The 18288-nt window shown below is 69.6% G+C and carries 12 protein-coding genes, 4 tRNA genes and 3 pseudogenes; 7 read left to right on the top strand and 12 right to left on the bottom strand.

Going from position 1 to position 18288, the window contains the following annotated elements; genetic code table 11:
- Positions 1-16: 16 nt before the first annotated feature.
- The 6 genes from hrpA to AB0937_RS30805 form a co-directional block, all read right to left on the bottom strand.
- On the bottom strand, positions 17-3961 hold the full coding sequence (gene hrpA / locus AB0937_RS30830) for an ATP-dependent RNA helicase HrpA (RefSeq protein ID WP_366716248.1): 3945 nt from the start codon (positions 3959-3961) through the stop codon (positions 17-19).
- A gap of 220 nt (positions 3962-4181) precedes the next feature.
- The gene (locus tag AB0937_RS30825) at positions 4182-4592 is read right to left on the bottom strand and encodes a hypothetical protein (RefSeq protein WP_366716246.1); all 411 of its coding nucleotides are present in this window, start codon (positions 4590-4592) and stop codon (positions 4182-4184) included.
- A gap of 174 nt (positions 4593-4766) precedes the next feature.
- A tRNA-Phe gene (locus AB0937_RS30820) sits at positions 4767-4840 on the bottom strand.
- Positions 4841-4864: 24 nt separating this feature from the next.
- Positions 4865-4939 (bottom strand) — tRNA-Asp (locus AB0937_RS30815).
- Positions 4940-4974: 35 nt separating this feature from the next.
- A tRNA-Glu gene (locus AB0937_RS30810) sits at positions 4975-5047 on the bottom strand.
- Positions 5048-5127: 80 nt separating this feature from the next.
- Positions 5128-6702: a metallophosphoesterase gene (locus AB0937_RS30805; protein WP_366716244.1), complete on the bottom strand. Its 1575-nt coding sequence runs from the start codon at positions 6700-6702 to the stop codon at positions 5128-5130.
- Positions 6703-6785: 83 nt separating this feature from the next.
- Here AB0937_RS30805 and AB0937_RS30800 point away from each other — a divergent pair, with 83 nt between their 5' ends.
- A complete protein-coding gene (locus AB0937_RS30800; RefSeq protein WP_366716242.1) occupies positions 6786-7166 on the top strand; it encodes a metallopeptidase family protein in 381 nt (126 codons plus the stop codon).
- Between the two features lie 27 nt (positions 7167-7193).
- Here AB0937_RS30800 and AB0937_RS30795 read toward each other — a convergent pair whose 3' ends face one another.
- Together AB0937_RS30795 and AB0937_RS30790 are read right to left on the bottom strand one after the other, a co-directional pair.
- Positions 7194-7544, bottom strand: a complete 351-nt coding sequence (locus AB0937_RS30795) for a metallopeptidase family protein (RefSeq protein WP_366716240.1) — start codon at positions 7542-7544, stop codon at positions 7194-7196.
- Between the two features lie 121 nt (positions 7545-7665).
- Positions 7666-8433, bottom strand: a pseudogene (locus AB0937_RS30790) (methyltransferase); the annotation flags it as partial.
- A 32-nt stretch (positions 8434-8465) separates the two neighbouring features.
- Between AB0937_RS30790 and AB0937_RS30785 the strand changes: the two are divergent.
- Positions 8466-9005: pseudogene (locus AB0937_RS30785) on the top strand (IS3 family transposase); the annotation flags it as partial.
- On the opposite strand, the gene AB0937_RS30780 reads toward AB0937_RS30785, so the two are convergent.
- Both AB0937_RS30780 and AB0937_RS30775 read right to left on the bottom strand, forming a co-directional pair.
- Complete coding sequence (locus AB0937_RS30780; RefSeq protein ID WP_366716238.1) at positions 9006-9200, bottom strand: hypothetical protein; 195 nt, start codon at positions 9198-9200, stop codon at positions 9006-9008.
- 662 nt (positions 9201-9862) lie between these two features.
- On the bottom strand, positions 9863-11557 hold the full coding sequence (locus tag AB0937_RS30775) for a recombinase family protein (protein ID WP_366716237.1): 1695 nt from the start codon (positions 11555-11557) through the stop codon (positions 9863-9865).
- 81 nt (positions 11558-11638) lie between these two features.
- On the opposite strand from AB0937_RS30775, the pseudogene AB0937_RS30770 reads away from it, so the two are divergent.
- The 4 genes and pseudogenes from AB0937_RS30770 to AB0937_RS30755 all read left to right on the top strand — a co-directional run.
- Positions 11639-11704: pseudogene (locus tag AB0937_RS30770) on the top strand (metallopeptidase family protein); the annotation flags it as partial.
- An 87-nt stretch (positions 11705-11791) separates the two neighbouring features.
- Positions 11792-12334 carry a hypothetical protein gene (locus AB0937_RS30765; RefSeq protein WP_366716235.1) on the top strand — a complete coding sequence of 181 codons (543 nt, stop codon included), beginning with the start codon at positions 11792-11794 and terminating at the stop codon, positions 12332-12334.
- Between the two features lie 409 nt (positions 12335-12743).
- The gene (locus AB0937_RS30760) at positions 12744-14861 is read left to right on the top strand and encodes a DEAD/DEAH box helicase (protein WP_366716233.1); all 2118 of its coding nucleotides are present in this window, start codon (positions 12744-12746) and stop codon (positions 14859-14861) included.
- 218 nt (positions 14862-15079) lie between these two features.
- Positions 15080-15152 (top strand) — tRNA-Lys (locus tag AB0937_RS30755).
- Between the two features lie 60 nt (positions 15153-15212).
- Here the strand turns inward: AB0937_RS30755 and AB0937_RS30750 are convergent.
- Entirely contained in the window at positions 15213-16061 is an 849-nt protein-coding gene (locus AB0937_RS30750; RefSeq protein ID WP_366716395.1) for an RNA polymerase sigma factor SigF, read from the bottom strand.
- 346 nt (positions 16062-16407) lie between these two features.
- On the bottom strand, positions 16408-16902 hold the full coding sequence (locus tag AB0937_RS30745) for a MarR family transcriptional regulator (protein ID WP_362241933.1): 495 nt from the start codon (positions 16900-16902) through the stop codon (positions 16408-16410).
- 146 nt (positions 16903-17048) lie between these two features.
- On the opposite strand from AB0937_RS30745, the gene AB0937_RS30740 reads away from it, so the two are divergent.
- Positions 17049-18221, top strand: coding sequence for a PP2C family protein-serine/threonine phosphatase (locus AB0937_RS30740; protein ID WP_366716231.1), 1173 nt, complete (start codon positions 17049-17051; stop codon positions 18219-18221).
- Positions 18222-18288: the final 67 nt, after the last annotated feature.

Raw genomic sequence — 18288 nt, 5'->3', positions numbered from 1 at the left:
CTGCGTGCCGGCCCCGTTACGGCACCGCCGCGTCGATCGCCTTCACGATCCGCTTGTCGGAGACGGGGTACGCGGTGCCCAGCGCGTGGGCGAAATAGCTGACCCGGAGCTCCTCGATCATCCAGCGGATGTCCAGGACCGACGACGGAACGGGCCGGCCCTGGGGCAGCTGCTCCAGCAGCCAGGCGTACTCGTCCCGCATCTCGTGGACCTTCTGCATCCGCGTGGTGTCCCGCTGCACGTTCGTCGGCATCTGCTGCAGACGCCGGTCGGCGGCCACCAGGTAGCGCATCAGGTCCGGCATCCGGCGCAGGCCCGCCTCCGTCACGAAGCCGGGCTTCACCAGGGCGTCCAGCTGCCCCCGCACGTCCTGGAGATTCGGCAGCAGCGCGGGGCTGCGTACGGCCTTCAGGCGGCGCTCACAGGCCTGCCAGGCGGCCAGGACCTGCTGCACCTGCCCCACCGTTCGGACGGTCGTGTCGACGATCTCGGCGCGCACCTTGTCGTACAGCTTGCGGTACGACTCCTCGTCCCACGCCGGGCCGCCGAAATCCCCGATCAGCTTGTCGGCGGCGGCCATCGCGCAGTCGTCGAACAGCCCCTGGATCGAGCCGTGCGGGTTGGCGGACAGGGCCAGCTTCTGCGCGTTCGTCAGTTTCTCGGACGCGAACTTCGCCGGGTTGACCGGGATGTTGCGCAGGATCAGCCGGCGTGTGCCCTTCCACATGGCTTGCGCCTGCTCCGCCTCCGTGTCGAAGAGGCGTACGGAGACCGTGTCGCCGTCGTCGACCAGGGCCGGGTACGCCTTCACCGGCTGACCGGCCCGGCGGGTCTCGAAGACGCGGGTGAGCGTGCCGATCGTCCAGTCGGTCAGGCCCGAGCGCTCCAGGGACTCACCGCCGGAGCGCTCCGCGGTCGCCGCGGCCGCCTGGGAGAGGGCCTTGCGGGCCTTCGGGCGCAGCATCAGCTTCAGCGCCTCCAGGTCCTTGTCCTCGGCCAGTTTGCGGCGGCGCTCGTCAACGATCCGGAACGTGATCTTCAAGTGGTCGGGGACCTTGGACAGGTCGAAGTCGTCCGCCTCGAAGGGCACCCCGACCATGAGCCGCAACTCACGGGTCATGGTCGCGGTGAGGGGCTCCTGGAGAGGGACGGCCCGGTCCAGGAACGCCTTCGCGAAGTTGGGCGCGGGGACGTAGTTCCGGCGGATCGGCTTGGGAAGGGACCGGATCAGCTCCGTCACCAGTTCCTCGCGCAGGCCCGGGATCTGCCAGTCGAAGCCCTCGTCCGTGACCTGGTTGAGGACCTGGAGGGGGATGTGCACGGTCACGCCGTCGGCGTCCGCCCCCGGCTCGAACTGGTACGTCACCCGGAACTTCAGGTTCCGCTGGCGCCACGAGTCGGGGTAGTCGGCCTTGGTGACCTCACCCGCCTTCTCGTTGATGAGCATCTCGCGCTCGAAGTCGAGGAAGTCGGGCTGCTCGTGCCGCTTGTGCTTCCACCAGGAGTCGAAGTGGGCGCCGGAGACGACGTGTTCGGGGATCCGCTGGTCGTAGAAGTCGTACAGGGTCTCGTCGTCGACCAGGATGTCCCGGCGCCGGGCACGGTGCTCCAGCTCCTCGACCTCGGTGAGGAGGCGGCGGTTGTCCGAGAAGAACTTGTGGTGCGTGCGCCAGTCGCCCTCGACCAGCGCGTTCCGGATGAACAGCTCACGGCTGATCTCCGGGTCGATCCGCCCGTAGTTGACCTTCCGCTGGGCGACGATCGGCACGCCGTAGAGCGTGACCTTCTCGTACGCCATCACCGCGGCCTGGTCCTTCTCCCAGTGCGGTTCGCTGTAGGTGCGCTTGACGAGGTGCGCGGCGAGGGGCTCGACCCACTCGGGCTCGATCTTCGCGTTGACGCGGGCCCAGAGGCGGGACGTCTCGACGAGCTCGGCGGACATCACGAAACGCGGGGGCTTCTTGAAGAGGGCCGACCCCGGGAAGACCGCGAACTTGGCGTTGCGCGCGCCCAGATACTCGTTCTTCGCGCCCTCCTTCACGTCCTTCATGCCGATGTGCGACAGGAGGCCGGCCAGGAGGGAGAGATGGATGCGGTCGGCCGGGGCGTCGTCCTCGTTGAGATGGATGCCCATCTGCTTCGCGACCGTGCGCAACTGCGAGTAGATGTCCTGCCATTCGCGAATGCGAAGGAAGTTGAGGTACTCCTGCTTGCACATCCGGCGGAAGGAGGACGACCCGCGTTCCTTCTGCTGCTCGCGGAGATAACGCCAGAGGTTGAGGTAGGCGAGGAAGTCGCTGGTCTCGTCCTTGAAGCGGGCGTGCTGCTGATCGGCCTGGGTCTGCTTGTCGGCGGGGCGCTCACGCGGGTCCTGGATGGACAGCGCGGCGGCAATGACCATCACCTCGCGCACGCAGCCGTTCCTGTCGGCCTCCAGGACCATCCGGGCGAGCCGCGGGTCGACGGGCAGCTGGGCCAGTTTGCGGCCGGTGTCCGTCAGCCTCTTGCGGGGGTCCTTCTGCGCCGGGTCGAGGGCACCCAGTTCCTGGAGCAGCTGGACACCGTCGCGGATGTTGCGGTGGTCCGGCGGGTCGATGAAGGGGAACTTCTCGATGTCGCCGAGGCCGGCCGCGGTCATCTGCAGGATGACGGAGGCGAGGTTGGTGCGGAGGATCTCCGCGTCCGTGAACTCCGGCCGGGCGTTGAAGTCGTCCTCGCTGTACAGGCGGATGCAGATGCCGTCGGACGTACGGCCGCAGCGGCCCTTGCGCTGGTTGGCGCTGGCCTGCGAGACCGGCTCGATGGGCAGCCGCTGGACCTTGGTGCGGTGGCTGTAGCGGGAGATCCGCGCGAAGCCGGGGTCGATGACGTACTTGATGCCCGGGACGGTCAGCGAGGTCTCTGCGACGTTCGTGGCCAGAACGATCCTGCGACCGGTGTGCGGCTGGAAGACGCGGTGCTGCTCGGCGTGGGAGAGCCGGGCGTAGAGGGGCAGGATCTCGGTGAATCTGTACTGCTTCTTCGTGAGCGCGTCGGCCGTGTCCCGGATCTCCCGCTCACCGGAGAGGAAGACGAGGATGTCGCCCTTGCCCTCCTTCTGGAGCTCCTCCACGGCATCGGTGATCGCCGTGATCTGATCGCGGTCCGCGTCGTCGCCGTCCTCCTCCAGCAGTGGGCGGTAGCGGACCTCCACCGGGTACGTACGGCCGCTGACCTCGACGATCGGGGCGTCGCCGAAATGCCGCGAGAAACGCTCGGGGTCGATCGTGGCCGAGGTGATGACGACCTTGAGGTCGGGGCGCTTGGGCAGCAGCTGGGCGAGGTAGCCCAGCAGGAAGTCGATGTTGAGGGACCGCTCGTGGGCCTCGTCGATGATGATCGTGTCGTAGGCGCGCAGCTCGCGGTCGGTCTGGATCTCGGCGAGCAGGATGCCGTCGGTCATGAGCTTGACGAACGTGGCGTCCGGGTCGACCTGATCGGTGAAGCGGACCTTCCAGCCGACGGCTTCGCCGAGCGGGGTGTCCAGCTCCTCGGCGACGCGCTCGGCGACGGTGCGGGCCGCGATCCGGCGCGGCTGCGTGTGCCCGATCATGCCGCGCACGCCGCGCCCCAGCTCGAGACAGATCTTGGGGATCTGTGTCGTCTTGCCGGAGCCGGTCTCACCGGCGACGATCACGACCTGGTGGTCGCGGATGGCGTCGGCGATCGTGTCCTTCTTCTGGCTGACCGGCAACTGCTCGGGGTACGTGACCTCGGGCACGAGGGCGCGCCGCCCGGCGATGCGTTCCTCTGCCCTGCCGACCTCCGCCTCGATCTCGGCGAGCACGGCGGCCCGCGCCTCCGGCTTGCGGATCTTGCGCGCGCCTTCGAGCCTGCGCCCGAGCCGGTGCGCGTCGCGCAGGGAGAGCTCGGTCAGGCGGGGGGCGAGGGCGCCGAGGGCGGGGGCGGGGTGCGTAGACATACGCGATCCAGGATCTCATCCCGGCGAATTTCATGGCTAACGCTTTTGCCGTCGGCCGTGGGGGAGTCGGCCGTGCGGCGCGCATCGTGCGGCGCGCGCCGAGCGGCGCGGGCCGTGGGACCGGGTCCCGTGGGCACGAAGCCGCCGCTCACGCGAGGTGAACGGCGGCTTCGTGGTGCGTGCCCGCTGTCGGCCGGCTGTCCGGCCGTGGCCGGTCCGGTCAGTACCAGGCCGTGCAGATGGTCTTGTGACCGCTGGTGTCCCCGCAGGCCCGCACCTTGTGCGGCGAGCCGTCGTACAGCAGGTTGTTCTGCGGCGTCTGCGTCGACCTCGACGGGCTGCTCGTGTACTGGCGCGCGGTCCAGCTCCTGCCGCCGTTGATCGAGTCGTCCATCCACACCCGCGCCTTGGTGGCACTGGCGCTTCCGGAGATGATGCCCTTGGCGTAGTCGTGCCCGTCCGGGCAGCGCCAGATCTGCAGGATGACCGTGTCCCCGTGGCCGGAGGCGGTCCTCTCCTTCGAGTACTTGCACTCCCCGGTGCCGTAGGCGCTCGCGGATCCGCTGGTGGCCACCACGCCGCCGATGGCCACGGCGAGAGCGATGGCGATCCTGCCGACTGTCTTCTTCATGTCGTTCCCCGTCCTTCATCACGCGTCGCAGCGTGAACCCCTCGGGTCGAGTGAGGGGCGCCCGATTCTAACGTTCAAGATCATCGGTGCCGGTCTGGGGCGGAGGGCGTGGGACACGGAAGAGCCCCTCTCCGGAATCCCGGAGAGGGGCTCAGGCCCTGGTGAGGGCGGTTGTGGCTGGGGCCGGGGTCGAACCGGCGACCTTCCGCTTTTCAGGCGGACGCTCGTACCAACTGAGCTACCCAGCCACGAGGTTTCACGTGAAACCTCAGCGGTCCTGACGGGATTTGAACCCGCGGCCTCCACCTTGACAGGGTGGCGAGCACTCCAAACTGCTCCACAGGACCAAGCTTCGTACGACAGTGTCGCACAGGGTGGTGCGTGCCCCCAACGGGATTCGAACCCGTGCTACCGCCTTGAAAGGGCGGCGTCCTAGGCCGCTAGACGATGAGGGCTATCGGCCCGCCTGCGCGCTTCTCAGCGCGTCGGGGACGTGAGAAGCATATGGGATGGCGGGAGCTATCGCCAAAACGGTTTAGGGCAAGGTCGGCGGGGTGCCCTTCGTGGGGGCGCCCGGCGAGGGGGTCGCGCCGGGCTGGTTCTCCTCCGGGAGGTGGCGGCTGACCTCCGCCGTCGTGAGGCCGAGGCCGCCCAGTTCGATCTCGTCCCAGGCCTGGAGACGGCGGCTGTCCCGGTCGAAGTACAGGATCGACGTCTCGATGGGATCGGGATGCTTGCCCTCGATGGCGCGCAGGCCGCTGCCGCCCGTGGAGCCCTCGATGCGGAGCCGGGTGCCGTACGGCAGCATCTCCATCTCGTCGTGGTGCAGATGGCCCGACAGGACCAGCGGGACCTCGCCGTCCACCTCGCGGGCGGCGGAGGGCTCATGGGCGACGGCGACGTCCACCGGGGTGCCGGCCGTGCTCTGGTCGCGCAGGGCCGTGGCCAGACGCGCACCGGCCAGTTCCTGGGACTGCCGGGCGCCGGTCTGCTGCGAGCGGTCGGGGGTGAACTGCGGATCGCCGATGCCCGCGAAACGCAATCCCCTGATCGTCTGCGCCTTGCCGTCGTCCAGGACATGGACGTTCCTCAGGCCCTGCAGATAGCGCTGGGTGATCATCGAATCGTGGTTGCCGCGGACCCAGACGTAGGGGGCCCCGAGGTCCTGGACGGGGTCCAGGAAGCCGTTCTCGGCGGCCGTGCCGTGGTCCATCGTGTCGCCCGAGTCGACGATCACGTCGACCTTGTACTGCTCCACGAGCGAGGCGATGATCTTCCAGCTCGCCGGGTTCAGATGGATGTCGGAGACGTGCAGGACCCGGATCGTGGAGGGGTCGGGCGCGTAGGCGGGGAGCGTCGAGGTGGCGTCGTAGAGCTTGGTCACGTTGGTGACCAGGCGGGCCAACTCCTTCTGGTAGACGTCGAATTCCGTGACGATGCTGCGCGCGTTGCCGACCAGGGAGGGGGCCGAGGTGAGCAGGCCCGAGAACTTGGGTTCCAGGACGGAGTCGGGGCGCCAGGTGGCGTACGCCGTGCCGCCCGAGGCGGCGAGGAGGGTGAGAGCCAGGCCGCCGGCGGCCAGGGCGCGGCGCGGGCGGCGGTAGACGACCAGGCCGAGGGCGGTGGCCCCGGCGACGACGGCGACACCGGAGCGTACGGCCAGGTCGAGGGTGCCGCGGCCGACATCCCGGGTGACCTCGTCCTGGAGGCCGGAGAGGCGTTCGGGGTGGTCGACGAGGGCCTGGGAGCGGTCGGGGTCGAGCTGGTCGACGTTCACGTCCAGGCGGACGGGGGCGATGTGGCTGTCCAGCTGGAGGGCGCCGAGGGGCGAGACGTTGATCCGGGTGCCGCCGGTGAACGACGGGCGCAGCGTCATCGTGGTGTCCATGGGGCCGACCGGGACCCGGACGTTGCCCACGACCAGCAGTCCCAGCCACGCGCCGCACAGGACGACGGCCACGAGCCCCACGGCACGCGTCCACGGGTGCGGCTGCGCCACGAGTGCGATCGTGGTGGGTGCCTGGCGGGAGCGATAGCGGCGGGCGAGTCTGTGCGGGGCCTTGCGGATCGGGTTCAGGACACTCAGGACTGCGGCGGGGACGCGGGCCATTGGTCCCGTATGCCCAAGTCGGCGGCGGGATATGCGGCGCCGGGAGGCTCTCGTTCGGCGGGGTCGTGGCCGACAATGGGCCTGTGCTGGAGATGACGCGCGAGGAGTTCGAGGAGCTGGTCGCCGAGGCGCTCGACCGGATCCCGCCGGAGTTGACGCGACTGATGGACAACGTCGCGGTGTTCGTCGAGGACGAACCGCCCGCGGACGATCCCGAGCTGCTCGGGCTGTACGAGGGGACTCCGCTGACCGACCGGGGCGAGTGGTACGCCGGTGTGCTTCCGGACCGGATCACCGTGTACCGGAACCCGACGCTGCGGATGTGCCAGTCGCGGGAGGACGTGGCCGCGGAGACGGAGATCACCGTGGTGCAGGATACCCCGTCGTACACCTCTTTTGCTGATCTTCAGCCAACTGGATGCGTCGCCGGTAGAGCCTGGTATCCGTCCTGGTCAGGGGCATGATGGTGCGTGGCCGAGAAAGCCTGGAAGTCAGCCCCACCCCAGTTCATGGAGCCGGGCGTCCTCAATGCCGAAGTGATGCGCCACCTCATGGATGACGGTCACGGCCACCTCGTGCACCACGTCATCCGGCGTCTCGCAGTAGCGCAGGGTCGGGCCCATGTAGATCGTGATGCGGTCGGGCAGGACTCCGGCGTACCACTCCCCGCGCTCCGTGAGCGGAGTCCCCTCGTATAGGCCCAATAGCTCCGGGTCGTCCGCCGGGGGTTCGTCCTCCACGAACACGGCCACGTTGTCCATGACCCGCGTCAGCTCCGGCGGGATCTGGTCCAGGGCCTCACTCACCAGTTCTTCGAACCTGTCGCGTGTCATCTCCAGCACACGGCCATTGTCCAGGAGGACCGCGCGGAGCGGGGGTGGTTGCGGAGCCGTCGTGCCGTAGCGCACAGCCCTGGCACCACCCGGGGGACGGCCGGCCAGGGCTGTGCGGAGTGGGGCGGGATCAGGCGCTCAGCGGGGGGTACTGGTGCTTCCAGCGGAGTGCCGGTTGGTCACCGATCCAGTAGGAGCGGGCCTCAGTCGTGATCTGCTGTCCGCCGATCCAGTACGCGTGCGCTGTGGGAGTGACCTCCATGCGCACGGCGGTGATGTCGGGTTCGCCAGCGTCCCGCCATGCGGTCAGCGTGTCTTCGATGGCGTCCCAGATGGCGACTGGTCCGCCCTGCCGGACGTTCCACTCCTCCCCGTCGGCAGTGAGGGCGGCGAACGCCTCACGGGCCGTGTCGAACAGGTAGACCGTCTCTCGGGTGTCGCTGACCGCCCGTACGAGCTGGGTTCCGGGTGCGGCGAGCTGGGCCAGGAAGGCGGGTACCCAGTCGTTCAGCATGTCGGGGGAGAGCTTGCTCCGCCGCTCGGTGTCGGCGTAGGCGGCGCGGGCGGAAAGGTCGCCGGAGAGCGGGACGGCCGCCTCCGCTCGGGCAGGCATGAACGACGTGCGGCCGATGATCCGGCCCTCTGCGGTCCCGTCGTCCTTGACGGTGAGTTTCGCCAGGCCCGTGCCGTAGGACCAGGCACTGGGGCCCACGGTGGCGAGGATGACCCCGCCGGGCTTGGTCTGCCTGACCCATGCGTAGGGGACGCGGCGGACGGCACATGTGGCGATGGTGCGGTCATACGGGGCCCGGTGAGGGTGGCCCAGCAGGCCGTCCCCGGTGACGGTCCACGTCGAGTACCCCGCCGCCTCCAGGGCCGCGTCCGCCCGCTGCGACACGGCAGGGCGACTTCACCGCGAACGGGCCGAACCGCCTGTGGGTAACCGACCTGACCATGATCGCGACCGAGGAGGGCCCGCTGTGGCTGTCCGCGATCCGCGACGCGTTCTCCCGCCGGGTGGTGGCCTGGGAAACCTCAGCCCGCGCCGACGCCGACCTGGTCCTCACCACGCTCGAATACGCCTTGGCCAGCCGCGAAGTCGCCCCCGGCGAGCTCATTCACCACGCCGACCACGGCTGTCAATACACGTCCGTGAAGCTCACAACACGCCTGGTCAGGGCAGGGATCCAGGCGTCCATGGGCTCGGTCGGCGACTCGTTCGACAACGCCCTCGCGGAGAACCTGTGGATGGTCATCAAGACCGAGTGCATCCGCGGCCGCGTCTTCTCCACCAGAGCCGAAGCGAACCTCACGCTCTTCGAGTACCTCGACGGCTTCTACAACCCCCGCCGCATCCAGAAACGGCTCGGCTACCTCAGCCCGATCGAGTACGAGGAGAAGCACTACGCTAGCCGGGCAACGGCCGAACAAGTGAACCTGAAACCACGTCAACCCGCCCTGACCTGCTAGTCAGCCACTCCCGCGCAGCGGGGGAACCTCAGCCTCGTCGGCGGTGACAGGCTCCGTCCAGGTGGTCAGCCCCACGCCGTCACTGCGCCGGTAGGGGGTCCAGCGCAAGGTCTTGTAGATCGCCTGGCCGTGTTCGCTGATGATGACGGACTTGGCCCCGGAGCGCGAAAAGGGCCCGTCCGGCTCCGCGCTCAACCAAGGGGGCAGCCCTGGGAGCAACGGGGCCGAACGGGTCCTATCGGGGGCGGGTTGGTTTGCCTGGAGGCGGCCCGGCCCACCGCCGGGAGTCTGCGTTCTTGATTGCACCCTGCCCGGTGCGCGAACGGCCGCCAGTCGGCCCCGGCAGGACGCTGGGAGAGCATCCGGCCGGAGCCCCTCCGTGGAGCTGGCGACTCATCAGGAGAACGGACGGCTCGTGGCCGCCCGCGTGTATTGGTGCACCGCCGTGGCCTGGACGCCAGGACGGGAGGAGAGAACCGTCCGGGGCGCGATGCACCAGGCAAAAAGGCCCCCGCCACGGGGGCGCACTCACCCGGACCGCAGAACCCAGGGAGGCACCACCCGCGAAACGGGGGCCAAGCACGTGGGACGGTCTGTGGTCCGTCTGTATCCATTCACTGGGGGCCGTGACACCGGCTGAGGCCGTTCTCCGCCAGGAGCTGGGCCCGCCCAAGTTCTGGGGGCACAAAACGTGCCCTGCGCCCCTTCTCTACACACGTACGCAAGAAAGAAGGGCCCCAGGGCACTTTTCTTGCCCCTGGCACCCCGTTCCGTCACGGAGAGCTCAGTCGGCCGTGGCGCAACGCACAGGAGGGCAGGTCCCTTGGCGGGGCTGCCCTCCTCATGTGGCGTCCGTCTCAGTCCGCCTCGGCCAGCGTCAGGGGCACGCCGATGTCCGTCGGCTCCGGGTCACCCACCCACCAGAACCGGTACCGGTCCACGGAGGGCTTCACACCTGACGTACGAGCCTTGAAGAGCCAGGCCTGGTTCAGCGCGAGACCGAGGATCTCGCGCTTCTCGCTGAGTGGCCAGCCCTCCCACGCTTCCGCGAACAGCTCCGAGTCCCGCAGGAACGTGATGTCGAGCGTCTGAGCATTGGGGAGAGCCGCTAGCTCCGCCTCGTACTGCTCCAGACGTTCGTTGCTGGCGTCATAACGACGCCGGAACCGCTCCTCACCGCGCTTGCCCTGAAAGAGACCGTTCAGTTTCTCCTCTTCCAAGCGGTCCAAGAACTCCTCTTCGTTCTGGATGCGGGCCTCCAGTTCCCGCCGTTGTGCCCGTCGTTCTGGGTGCTGCAAATCCGCCCAGCGTTCCGCGATGGCCAGGAGCGCAGGAGAGTCATCTTCCAGGGCGGTCAGGTGGCCGACCAGCGCCCCCGTGACCAGGGCGTCCGCATGATCACCCTTCATCAGCGTTCCAGGGCACCTGCCGCTCATCTGGCGGCGCGCGCAGCGATAGCGCGGCCAAGGTTTGCCGTTTCGGATCCAATAGGCGTCGTACGACATCCGGGCCCCGCACTCTCCGCAGTACAGGAGGTCCGACAGGAGGCCCGTTACGGCCCGTCCCGTGTCCTTGGATTTGCTGCCTGGGGTCGCATCGCGAGTCCAGTGCACTGGAACGCGTGTACCGAACATCGCCCGGAGGCGGGTGTAATCCGCGAGAGAGATGATCTCGGGGCCGACTCGGACCATCTCGCCCGTGCGCGAGTGGCGGTAGATCTCGCCCTTGTGCGGCAGGTAGCCGGTCATGAGTGGCGACAGGACCATGTTCCGGACCACAGGCCACGACCAGGAATTCGGGCCGTTGAGTGGCTTCTCCCGGAGCTTCTGAGCCTTGAGCGGTTCGCCCTTGGCTTCCAACTGAGCGATGCGGATCTTGCGACTTGCCCAACGTGGAGAGTCGTGGCCCTCGGCGTTGATCCATGCTGCGACTGACCGCAGGGACTCGCCGTTAAGGAGCTTCCGGGCGACGGACCGTATGACCTCTGCCTCCCCTTCGTGCAACTCCAGCTTCCTCTCAGGCGTGACCAGGAAACCGTACGGGCGTGATCCCATCCAACGGCCGGCGTCCCGCTCGTCGGCCCGCAGGTCGGCCACCCGGGTGGCTGTGTTCTTGGACTCCCGGTGTGCCTGGTGAGCGGCGATCGTGAGCTGAAGTTCCCAGCCCTCGTTCTCGGAGTCGATGCCGTCCGCGATGGAGATGAAGCGGCAGCCCGTCTCGTAGACGACGCGGATGATCTCGGATGCCTGGGGGATGCCCTGGCGGGTCGCGCGGTCCACCTTGAAGACGATGAGCACGTCCGCCAGGCGCTCTCGGAGCATGGACAGCGCGGCCTCCCAGTCCGGGCGATCCACGTACGTGTGGTAACCGGACTTGTCCACGTCCTTGAAGATCTTCACGACTTCGGCGCCGAGGTCATCGACCTTCGAGCGGCCCGCCTTTTCCTGGCGAGGTATCGACGTGGACGTGTCCGTGAGGTCAGAGATGCGCAGGTACAGAATCGCCCGGAGCGTCGCCTGGGCAATACGGGCAAGAACCTCACGTTGTGGCATTGAGCCTCCCCATCGTTCACGTCGCGGATCAGCCTAGATACGGAGCGCGACCAACATGCAGTGTTTCACAAAAATTTCTGCGTGCACGAGATCGCGCATCACTTCGGCATCGACGACGCGCGCCTTCACGCCCTGGGCTACGGCTGACCGGGTTGTGAATACGGGGCGCGTGTCCTCTTGTGGGCGGCGGGAGTTGGAGGTGTTGACTCCATCGCCCCTTCCGGAGGTGGCCCCGTGCGCCCCTTGTACGTACCCGTCCGACTGGCCGCCACGGTCGTGGCGGTCGCCGCTGCCGCCGGCTGCATGAGTGTCGGCGACGACGACGCGGGCGGGAGCGTCAAGCCGTCGCATTCCGCCGGGCAGCGGGCCGGCGAGGCGTCCGGCGGGTCGGCGGTGTCGGGGGGCGGCGCCGGGCGGGGCGTGGCCGGGCCCGACGGCGAGCGGGGGCACGGCAAGGGCCGGAAAGGCAAGAAGGGCGGCAAGGGCAAGGGCAAGGGCGGTGGCGCGGAGCCGGCGGCCCCCGAGGCGTCGCCGAGCTCCGAGGCGAGCCCGGGCGCGCCGGGGCGTGACAAGCCGGGGAACACGGCCCGCCCGACGCCGAGGCCGCCGGCGCAGTCGACGCCCACCCGGACCGCCGAACCCGAGCCCACTCCCACTCCGCAGCAGCCGACGACGTCTCCCGACCCGACGCCGGAGCCGTCGTCGTCGGCCCACGAGCCGCCGGGACCGCAGCTCGAGCAGCGGGAACCGGCACCGGAGGCGGGGTCACCGGCCTAGGGGGTGTCGTGCGGAGCGGATCGCGGCCGCGAGGCGCGTGTGGGTTTTCTGCGACCCGACACGCACGACCGGCACCGCACCCCGGGGAGGTGCGGGTGGCGCGGGACACATTTCCTCCGGGGCGGGAAGAACCCCGGCCGGAGGGTGGTTGGAGCATGGCGGAAGCCGTCCGGCCGTCGGGCGGTGGTCCGCTGTCGCCTGCACAGTCCGGTTTGCCTTACGGGGCCCGGAGTGCGTATGGTGGCAGATCGTTTGATCCCATCTTGCCCGGCGCCACAGCAGAGCGCGCCGTGTGGCGCGTACTCTCCCTTGCCGTGGTGGACCGCATTGAGGCGGTCGTATTGCGAATCGCGAATCACGGAGTTGACGGGCGCGTGCCGACTGAGACTCCGGAAGGTTTCGCATTCGCATGTCCATTGCCAGTACTGATCACGTCGTCGTGCCCGAGAACGAGGCGGCCGAGGACGCTCCCGAGGTCACCTTCGCGGACCTCGGTCTCCCCGAGGGCGTCGTGCGCAAGCTCGCCCAGAACGGCGTGACCACCCCCTTCCCGATCCAGGCCGCGACCATCCCGGACGCCCTGGCCGGCAAGGACATCCTCGGCCGGGGCCGCACCGGCTCCGGCAAGACCCTGTCGTTCGGTCTGCCGACCCTGGCCACGCTGGCCGGCGGCCGGACCGAGAAGCACAAGCCGCGTGCCGTCATCCTGACCCCCACGCGTGAGCTCGCCATGCAGGTCGCCGACGCGCTCCAGCCCTACGGCGACGTCCTCGGCCTGAAGATGAAGGTCGTCTGCGGCGGTACGTCCATGGGCAACCAGATCTACGCCCTGGAGAGGGGCGTCGACGTCCTGGTCGCCACCCCGGGCCGGCTGCGCGACATCATCAACCGCGGCGCCTGCTCCCTGGAGAACGTGCAGATCGCGGTCCTCGACGAAGCCGACCAGATGTCCGACCTGGGCTTCATGCCCGAGGTGACGGAGCTGCTCGACCAGATCCCGGCGGGCGGTCAGCGGATGCTCTTCTCCGCGACCATGGAGAACGAGATCAAGACCCTGGTCGACCGCTACCTGAACGACCCCGTCTCGCACGAGGTGGACGCGGCGCAGGGCGCGGTGACGACCATGTCGCACCACATCCTCATCGTGAAGCCCAAGGACAAGGCGCCGGTCACCGCGGCCATCGCCTCCCGCAAGGGCCGCACGATCATCTTCGTCCGTACCCAGCTGGGCGCCGACCGCGTCGCCGAGCAGCTGCGCGACGCCGGGGTGAAGGCCGACGCGCTGCACGGCGGCATGACCCAGGGCGCGCGGACGCGGACCCTCGCCGACTTCAAGGACGGGTACGTCAACGTGCTCGTCGCCACCGACGTCGCCGCGCGCGGTATCCACGTCGACGGCATCGACCTGGTGCTGAACGTCGACCCGGCCGGTGACCACAAGGACTACCTGCACCGCTCCGGCCGTACCGCTCGCGCGGGCCGCTCCGGCACGGTCGTGTCGCTGTCGCTGCCGCACCAGCGGCGTCAGATCTTCCGGCTGATGGAGGACGCGGGCGTCGACGCCTCGCGCCACATCATCCAGGGCGCCGGCGCCTTCGACCCGGAGGTCGCCGAGATCACCGGTGCCCGGTCGATGACCGAGGTGCAGGCCGAGTCCGTGGGCAACGCCGCGCAGCAGGCCGAGCGCGAGGTCGCCCAGCTCACCAAGGAGCTGGAGCGGGCGCAGCGGCGCGCGAACGAGCTGCGCGAGGAGTCCGACCGGCTGCTGGCGCGGGTGGCGCGCGAGCGCGGCGAGGAGCCCGCGGCCGTGGCCGCGGAGGCCGGCGAGGCCGTGGCCGCCGTCGAGGTGTCGGTGCCCGAGCAGCCGACCGCGAAGGACGTGGAGCGCGAGGAGCGTCCCGAGTCCTCCGCCCCGTACGAGCGCCGGGAGCGGCGTGACGAGCGCGGTGGGTTCCGCCGGGACGACCGTGGTGACCGGGGCGGTGACCGTGGTGGCCGTTCCTTCGAGCGTCGTGACGACCGCGGTGGCTTCAACCGCGACCGTGACCGCGACCGCGGTGGCTTCAACCGCGACCGTGACCGCGACCGCGGTGGCTTCAACCGCGACCGTGACCGCGACCGCGGTGGCCGTTCCTTCGACCGCGACCGTGACCGCGGCGGCTTCCGCCGGGACGACCGGGCCGACCGGGGCGAGCGCGGTGGCTTCCGCCGGGACGACCGTGGTGACCGGGGCGGTGACCGTGGCGGCCGTTCCTTCGAGCGTCGTGATGACCGTGGCGGCCGTTCGTTCGAGCGTCGTGACGACCGTGGCGGCTTCAACCGCGACCGTGACCACGGCGGCTTCCGCCGGGACGAGCGCAGTGGGCACCGGGGCAGCGACCGCCCCTTCAACCGGGACCGCCGCGACGACCGTCCGGGCTTCCGCTCCGGCGGGCACGACCGCCCCTACGGCCGTCGTGACGACCACCGCGGTGGCGGCTCGTTCCAGCGCCGCGAGGACAAGCCGCGCTGGAAGCGCAACGGCTGACATCAGCGCATGAGGAGCGCCGTGGCCCCCTCCCAACGGGCGGGCCACGGCGCTCTGTCGTGGGGGCACACCCGCTCGGCGGCCCGCGCGGACCCGCCCGAACCGGTCGCTCCACGGCCCTGATCGGCCCCTGTTCGCCCCTCCGCCACGGCCGGGACCCGGATACCCGATCGGAGACGCGGCGTCGTCCGGCTATGCTCGTGGGGGCAACATCGCCTGGGCCCTTAGCTCAATTGGCAGAGCAGTGGACTTTTAATCCATTGGTTGTGGGTTCGAGTCCCACAGGGCCTACGAGAAAGCCCCGGTCCGGAGATCATCCGGACCGGGGCTCTTGTCGTCGTGGGGGCCGGGTCAGCCGGTGGTGAGCATCCCCGAGCGCAGCCGTGCCACCGTGCGTGAGATCAGCCGGGAGACGTGCATCTGCGAGATGCCGAGCCGGGCGCCGATCTCCGCCTGGGTCAGCTCCTCCACGAAGCGCAGGTGGAGGATGAGGCGCTGACGCTCGTCGAGTTCGGCGACCAGGGGGGCCAGGGCGTGGAAGTCCTCGACGAGTTCGAGGGCCGGGTCCTCCTCGCCGATGAACTCCGACAGGGTCGTCTCGCTCTCGTCCGGGTCGCCGGTGACCGTCGCGTCGAGGGAGGAGGACACGTAGCCGTTGGCCGCGATCTGCGCCTCGACGACCTCCTCCTCGGACAGGTTCATCAGGGCGGCCAGTTCGGAGACTCTCGGCGCACGGCCGAGGCGGGAGGCCAGCTCCTCGGTGGCCTTGGCGAGTTCCGTACGGGCCTCCTGCAGGCGGCGCGGCACGTGCACGGCCCAGGACGTGTCGCGGAAGAACCGCTTGATCTCGCCGATGATGTACGGCACAGCGAAGCTGGTGAACTGCACCTCGCGGGAGACCTCGAAGCGGTCGATGGCCTTGATCAGCCCGATGACGCCGACCTGGACGACGTCTTCCATCGACTGGCCGCTGGTGCGGAACCGGCGGGCCGCGAAGCGCACCAGCGACATGTTCATCTCGATGAGCGTGTTGCGGGCGTACTGGTATTCGGGCGTGCCCTCCTCGAGCACGGCGAGCCGGCCGAGGAACTGTCCGGTCAGCTCCCGCGCGTCCTGCGGTGCGAGCTTCTGGGGCTCGGCGATCTGCGGCAGCTCCTCACCGGTGTAGGTGGCGGAATCCGTCGTCGTGCCGATGCGCATGGTCGCCGTCACGGGCCCTCCCTGTCAGTCCGGCCCGCTCCGATCCCCCGACAGGCCACCTCAGGCGCCGTTACCCGCCCTCGTCCGGATCATGTCCCGCATATGCCCCGTCGAGACGTTGACCACAGTCGGCGCAGGTCGAGGCGATGGCGGGGTACCCGGACCGGTACTGCGACGGTACGGGCAGGGAGGGTGGGCGGTGGGGTGCGCGAGAGAGGACCGTGAGGCTCGCGGAGCGGACAGTTGTCGTTTGACAACTATAGGTGGAGGGCAACAGCCTAGGCGTGCCGAACGTGCGCGGGGAAGAGGCCGGAAGGTCCGATTCCGCGCGGTGGCGGCACGTAGGTCAGGCAGTCCGGGCGCCGGACGATCGGGAGTCTTCGGAGTCGTCGTGTATCTGGGCCGCCGCCGCGTCGCAGAACGCCTCCAGCCCCTGCAGCAGCGCGACCCGTTTCGCCGCGGGCATCTGGTCGAGCACCGCGCGCAGCGCCTGCTCCCGGCGCACGCGCAGGTCGTCCAGGAAGGCGCGGCCCCGGCCGCTGAGGTGCAGGCGCACCTCGCGCCGGTCGGCCGGACTGACCTCGCGCTCGACGAACCCGGCCGCCTGCAGCCGGTCGCACAGCCGGCTGGTCGAGGGCGGTGTGGAGGCGAGGGAGTCGGCGAGCGTACGCAGGTTGATGCCCTCGTGGTGTTCGAGGATGAGCAGCACCCGCAGCTGGGACGCGGAGGCCGGCGCGGTGGAGGCCCGGCCCCAGAGGACCTCCAGCAACTCCGCTGCCGTGGAGGTCACACGGGCGACCTCGGTGGGCTCAGGGCGGGGTCGCAGGGAAGTCACAGTCACACTCTCGCAGGCGCCGGGATGGCCGTCAGCGTACTAGGCGTGGAGTGAACCGCCCGCGACCCGCCTCCCGGCGCTTCCTGGCCCGTGGACGAGAACCCGTTTCCAAGGACGCGTCGGCGTCCCGTCGAGGATGGTGAAGGACCACCGTGAGCACGATCACGAGCAGATTCGTGGCCGCCGAGCGCGCCCTGCGCACGGCGGCACCCCATCAACTGCTGGACGCGGTCCGTCGTGTACTGACCGATCAGTACGCGGCGGACTCCGTCGAGCTTTTCCTGGCCGACTACGGACTGACGGTGCTTCAGCCAGTGTCCGTGCTCCCGCACACCCTGCAGCCGGTGTCCGCGCACAACAGCCCGGCGGGCCGGGCCTTCGGCGCGCAGCAGCCCTACGTGGAGACCCTCGCCGGCGACCTCGTACGGGCGCACCTGCCCGTCACCGTGCGCGGCGACCGCCTCGGTGTGCTGACGGTGTCCCTGCCGGGCGCCGAGCACGCCGAGAGGTGCCTGGACGAGCTGGCCGAGATCGCCGAAGTGCTCGGGCACGAGGTCGTCGTGGCCGAACGCGACACCGACCTGTACCTCCAGGCGCGCCGCCGGGACCGGCTCACGCTGGCCGCCGAGATGCAGTGGCAGCTGCTGCCGGGCCGCTCCTGCGCCCGCCCCGAGTACGAGCTGGGCGCGCAACTGGAGCCGGCGTACGCGATCTTCGGTGACAACTTCGACTGGTCCGCCTCGGCCGACCGGCTCAGCCTGTACGTCACCAACGGCATGGGCGAGGGCATAGAGGCCTCCCTGCTGACGAACCTGGCGATCAACGCGCTGCGCAACGCGCGCCGGGCCGGGCTGTCCATCGACGACCAGGCCGCCCTGGCCGACCAGGCGGTGTACGCGCATTACCAGGGTCGCTGCTACCTCTCCGTGCTGATGCTCGACTTCGACCTGGCCACCGGGCGGGTGCGGACCGTGGACGCCGGGTCGCCGCAGATGCTGCGGCTGCGCCGGGGCGCGGTGGAGCGGGTGCCGTTCGACGCCCAGCTGCCGCTCGGCATGTTCGAGGAGACCGACTACGTGATCCAGGAGTTCCGGGTCGAGCCGGGCGACCGGCTGGTCTTCGTCAGCGACGGGGTCTACGACGTCGCCTCCCCGGGCGGCGAGGCCTACGGGGGTGCCGCCCTGGCCCGGGCCATCCAGTCCACCCGGCTGCTGCCGGCCGCCGAGGTGCCCCGGGCCGTCCTGCGCGAACTCACGGGCCACCGCGGCCGGTCCACCCCGGACGACGACGCCCTCGTGGTGTGTCTGGACTGGCGTGGGCGGTAAGGGATGGGGCAGGCGCAGGTCAGGGGCAGCGGAGGGCAATTGTTTGATGGTGCCGTAGGTCGGCACT

It is taken from the genome of Streptomyces sp. NPDC047880 (assembly GCF_040706515.1).
GTDB lineage: Bacteria > Actinomycetota > Actinomycetes > Streptomycetales > Streptomycetaceae > Streptomyces.
This window is presented reverse-complemented; position numbering and strand designations above follow the sequence as displayed.